This window comes from Streptomyces sp. NPDC093109 (assembly GCF_040701725.1).
Lineage (GTDB): Bacteria > Actinomycetota > Actinomycetes > Streptomycetales > Streptomycetaceae > Streptomyces.
This window is the reverse complement of sequence record NZ_JBFBEZ010000099.1, coordinates 1-4078: the sequence shown is the minus strand read 5'-3', so window position 1 is coordinate 4078 and position 4078 is coordinate 1. Positions and strand designations below refer to the sequence as shown.

Sequence of the window (4078 nt, the reverse complement as noted above, 5' to 3'; positions counted from 1 at the left end):
CACCCACCGCACACCACCCCAGAAGGGAACCCCGCCGTGGCACTGACCATCTCCCTGGTCTTCCTCTTCGGACTCGTCCTGTTCTTCCTCCTCCGGTCCCGCTCCCTCAGCTTCGGCGCCGCGTTCACCGCCGCCGGATTCGGGTTCTTCCTCGCCTCCACCGGCGCCGCCGCCCCCATCAACCAACTCGCCACCGCCGTCCTCAACGCCATCCCCAACCTCTGAGGGAGACCTGCATGTCCGAGACCGAGACGTTCGAGACCATCCGCTACACCGCCGACATCGTCTTGCTCGCCGCCGGGCACGTCCTGCTCATCGAACGCGGCTGGGACCCCTTCGAGGGCTCCTGGGCACTGCCCGGCGGCCACGTCGACGCGGGAGAGACCAGCCTGACCGCCGCCCGGCGCGAACTCGCCGAGGAGACCGGCATCACCGTGCCCACCACCGCCCTGCGACAGGTGGCCACCTTCGACACCCCCGGCCGCGACCCGCGCGGCCGGTACGTCACCGTCGCCTACACCACCACCCTCCCGCAGCCCATCCAGCCGGCGGCGGGCGACGACGCCACCGCTGCCCGCTGGTGGCCCCTGACCGCGCTCCCGCCGCTGGCGTTCGACCACGCCGACATCCTCAGCGCGGTCGTGGCAACGACCGACCCCCGCCAGTAGAGGACACCCCCGTGCGACTGCGCATCCGACGCGCCACGTGGCCCCGCCCGGCGCTCATCCTCACCGACACCCCCCGCCCGAACTGCCCGGACTGCCGGGGTGAGGGCGGCTGGGACGAGGACTACGGAGACGAGACCGGCGAGTACGCCGGAACCCACTCCTACCTCTGCCACTGCTGGAACCCCAACCGCCGCTGGACGCTCCTGCCCCTCCCGCGCCTGCCCCACCGCCGCACGGCGGGACAGGACCCGTGGGGCACCGGCGGCTACAGCGACGAACCGCCCTTCTGACAAGCCGAGAGCGGCCCCCATCCGACCAAGAACCGGGGCCGCTCTCGTCTGCCAGCCTTCACAGAACTGGAGACATCCAGCATGCCTCAACCGAACCACCTCCGCACCGCCCTGGAACTGGCCACGGCGGATGTGCCCGTGCTGCCTCTGCGGGCCGGGAAAGTGCCGTTCGGCAACTGCCGTACGTGCGCGGACCTCGCCTGCGGCGGACGCCCCCACATGAAGACCCCCGGCACCTGCCAGTGCCCCCGTCCCTGCCACGCGTGGGCCGCCGCCACCACCGACCCCCGCGTCCTCACCTCCCCCGCATGGGCCGGAGCATGGCGCGAGGCTCAGGCCGTCGCCTACCACCCCGGCGGCGCCGGGGTAACCGTCGTGGACCTCGACAACACGGCGGCCGTCGCATGGGCCCGCCAGACCCTCCCAGCCACCCGGACCGTCCCGACTACACGCGGAGAGCACTGGGTCTACTGCGGCGCCATGCCGTCGGCCAACGGGGTACGGCCCGGCGTCGACGTCAAGTCGCTCATGCAGTACGCCCGATGGCTCGGATCCGGCACCGGCACCACGACGCCCCTCCCGTCGTCCGTCCGCGACCTGATCGGAGGGGAAGAGACCAACCCCGCCCGGGGGAGGGTGGTCTCTTCCCTCCCCAACCCGACGTGGGACCCGGCAGTCGCCACCGGATGCCGCCACACCGAGCGCTACGTCCGCACCGGCCTGGAACGGGGACTGGCCATGGTGCGCTCCCGCACCGAATCCGGCGCCGGATCACAGGCGTACGGCGTCGCCCGGTTCCTGGCCAACCAGCACACCCGGTGCCCCGGACCCTGCGGACTCGACGCCATCGGCGCACAGATCACCGCCGCCGCCGTCTCCGTCGGAGTCCCCGAGCCGTACGCCCACCGCGCCGTCACCAACGGACTCGCCACCGTTGCCCGGAGGGTGGCATGAGCGCCGATCTGTGGGACGACGTGGCCCCGCCCGACACCGACGAACCTCAGCCCCCGGCATGGGACGACCCCGTACCGCTCACCGGGAACCGGATGCTGCGGGACTTCCCCACACACACCTTCCCGGACTGGGTGCGCGAGTTCGTCGAAGCGGTGGCCGAGGAGACACAGACCCCGGTCGATCTCGCCGGATGCGTCGCCCTGTCCGTGCTCGCCACGGCGGCCGGCGGACGGGCCGTCGTCCACATCCGGGGGAACTACCGGGAGCCCAGCAACCTGTTCACCGTCGTCGCGCTCCCCCCGGCCAACCGGAAGTCCGCAGTCTTCGATCTGCTCACCAGCCCCCTCTACGACGCGGAGCAGCAGCTCCAGGCCAAGACGGCCCCCGCCATCGCCGAAGCGCAGATGACCGCCCGTATCGCCAAGGAAGCAGCCGAGCGTGCCGCGGCCAAGGCAGCGTCCGCCGATGTCGGGGAGCGGGACGCGCTCGTTCAGACGGCCGTCAGCATGGCGCGGACAGCGGAGTCCGTCACGATCCCCGCCGAGCCGCAGTTGCTCGCTGACGATGCCACGGCGGAAACCGTCATCTCCCTCATGGACGAACAGGGCGGACGCATCTCCGTCATGAGCGCCGAGGGCGAGATCTTCGACATCATCGCCGGACGCTACTCCGGCGCCCCCAACATGGGCCCCTTCCTCAAAGGGCACGCCGGGGACCGGCTCCGCGTCAACCGGCAGACACGCAAGGAGTACATCGACCACCCCGCCCTGACCATGGGTCTGTGCGTACAGCCTCAGGTCCTGGACGACATCGGCCGTATCAAGGGCGGACGCGGCCGGGGACTCCTTGGACGCTTCCTGTACTCGCTGCCCGAATCGTTGGTCGGCCGGCGCAAGTCCAGCCCCGATCCCATCCCCGACGCCGTACGCGCCACGTACGCGGAGCGGGTCATCGACCTGACGCTGTTCCTGGCCGACTGGACCGATCCGGCGGTACTTCAGCTCACCCCCGACGCGGACGCGGCTCTGCTGGCCTTTCAGGAGCGCGTGGAACCCAAACTCGCCGCGCGGGGAGGCGCGTTCGGGCACATCAGTGACTGGGCAGGGAAGCTTGTCGGCGCCACGGCCCGTATCGCCGGACTGCTGCACCTCGCCGAGCACGGTGCCAACGCCCACACCCGCCCCGTCACCGCCGACACCGTGCGCGCGGCCATCGAGCTGGGTGAGTACTTCGCCACCCACGCACTCGCCGTCTTCGACCGCATGGGAGCCGATCCCACCGTGGCCCGCGCCACCACCGTGCTGGAGACCCTGCGCAACCACGACGGAATCGACATCAGCAAACGCGATCTGCTGGTGAAACTCTCCCGCTCCGAGTTCGCCACCGTGGCCGACCTCGAACCCGCCCTCGGTCTCCTCGAAGACCACGGCTGGGTCCGCATGCAACCGGTCCAGCGCACCGGCGGACGCGGACGGCCCCCGTCACCCCGCTACCTCATCCACCCCCGCATCCACGACACCACCACCGGCTGACAGCCCGGACCGCGCCACAGAAACCACGCAATACACAAAAACCTAACCGTAGCGCTCTGACCAGCACCGGAACCCCTGCCCGGACGCTACGGACCGCCGTCACAGAAACAGCCGGAAGTCCCACACAAATACCCCCGCCCTATTTCTGTGGGACTTCCAACCCTTTCTGTGACAGGCCGCCCGACCGCCCGGGGGACCGTGAAACCACAGGTCAACCGAGTGCGCCCGGCTTTCTGTGTATTCCGTGGTTTCTGTGGCGCCCCCGCCTGAACCATGGCGATCGCAGCCTCAGGAGGCACCACCCGTGACCACCGCCGTCACCACCCTCCGGGCCGGACTCCCGGACCGCTACCTCACCCCCGACGACATCGCCGCCATGTTCGGCGTACCACTGGAAACCGTCTACGGCTGGCGCAAGAAACGCACCGGACCGCCCGGCTTCCGCATCGGCAAACACGTCCGCTACGACCCGGCGGCCGTCCGCACATGGGTCAACGACCGCATGGCCGACAACGCGGCCTGACCAACCCGCACCAACACCACGGCCGGTGGCGAGCACCCCTCGCCACCGGCCGCCGCCATTCCCCAGGGAGCAGCCACCCATGGCAGGCCACATCCAAGACCGCTGGTACAA

General features: G+C 70.4%; 6 protein-coding genes. All 6 read left to right on the top strand.

The window, feature by feature from the left end; genetic code table 11:
- The first annotated feature begins 36 nt into the window (after window positions 1–36).
- The 6 genes from AB0389_RS37665 to AB0389_RS37640 all read left to right on the top strand — a co-directional run bounded on the left by AB0389_RS37665 (window position 37) and on the right by AB0389_RS37640 (window position 3967).
- A complete protein-coding gene (locus tag AB0389_RS37665) occupies window positions 37–225 on the top strand; it encodes a hypothetical protein (RefSeq protein WP_366400099.1) in 189 nt (62 codons plus the stop codon).
- A gap of 11 nt (window positions 226–236) precedes the next feature.
- Window positions 237–668: an NUDIX hydrolase gene (locus AB0389_RS37660; protein ID WP_366400098.1), complete on the top strand. Its 432-nt coding sequence runs from the start codon at window positions 237–239 to the stop codon at window positions 666–668.
- A gap of 11 nt (window positions 669–679) precedes the next feature.
- Window positions 680–958 carry a hypothetical protein gene (locus AB0389_RS37655; RefSeq protein WP_366400097.1) on the top strand — a complete coding sequence of 93 codons (279 nt, stop codon included), beginning with the start codon at window positions 680–682 and terminating at the stop codon, window positions 956–958.
- Window positions 959–1039: 81 nt separating this feature from the next.
- Window positions 1040–1912 (top strand): DNA primase, encoded by an 873-nt coding sequence (locus AB0389_RS37650; RefSeq protein ID WP_366400096.1) that lies wholly within the window; start codon window positions 1040–1042, stop codon window positions 1910–1912.
- Complete coding sequence (locus tag AB0389_RS37645; RefSeq protein ID WP_366400095.1) at window positions 1909–3444, top strand: YfjI family protein; 1536 nt, start codon at window positions 1909–1911, stop codon at window positions 3442–3444. The genes AB0389_RS37650 and AB0389_RS37645 overlap by 4 nt, the downstream gene beginning before the upstream one ends.
- Window positions 3445–3748: 304 nt before the next feature.
- The gene (locus AB0389_RS37640) at window positions 3749–3967 is read left to right on the top strand and encodes a helix-turn-helix domain-containing protein (protein WP_366400094.1); all 219 of its coding nucleotides are present in this window, start codon (window positions 3749–3751) and stop codon (window positions 3965–3967) included.
- The last annotated feature ends 111 nt before the right edge of the window (window positions 3968–4078 follow it).

Bases quoted from the DNA above. Each gene is read 5' to 3' on its own strand.
- AB0389_RS37660 (WP_366400098.1), top strand. From the start codon at position 237: ATGTCCGAGACCGAGACGTTCGAGACCATCCGCTACACCGCCGACATC.
- AB0389_RS37650 (WP_366400096.1), top strand. From the start codon at position 1,040: ATGCCTCAACCGAACCACCTCCGCACCGCCCTGGAACTGGCCACGGCG.
- AB0389_RS37645 (WP_366400095.1), top strand. From the start codon at position 1,909: ATGAGCGCCGATCTGTGGGACGACGTGGCCCCGCCCGACACCGACGAA.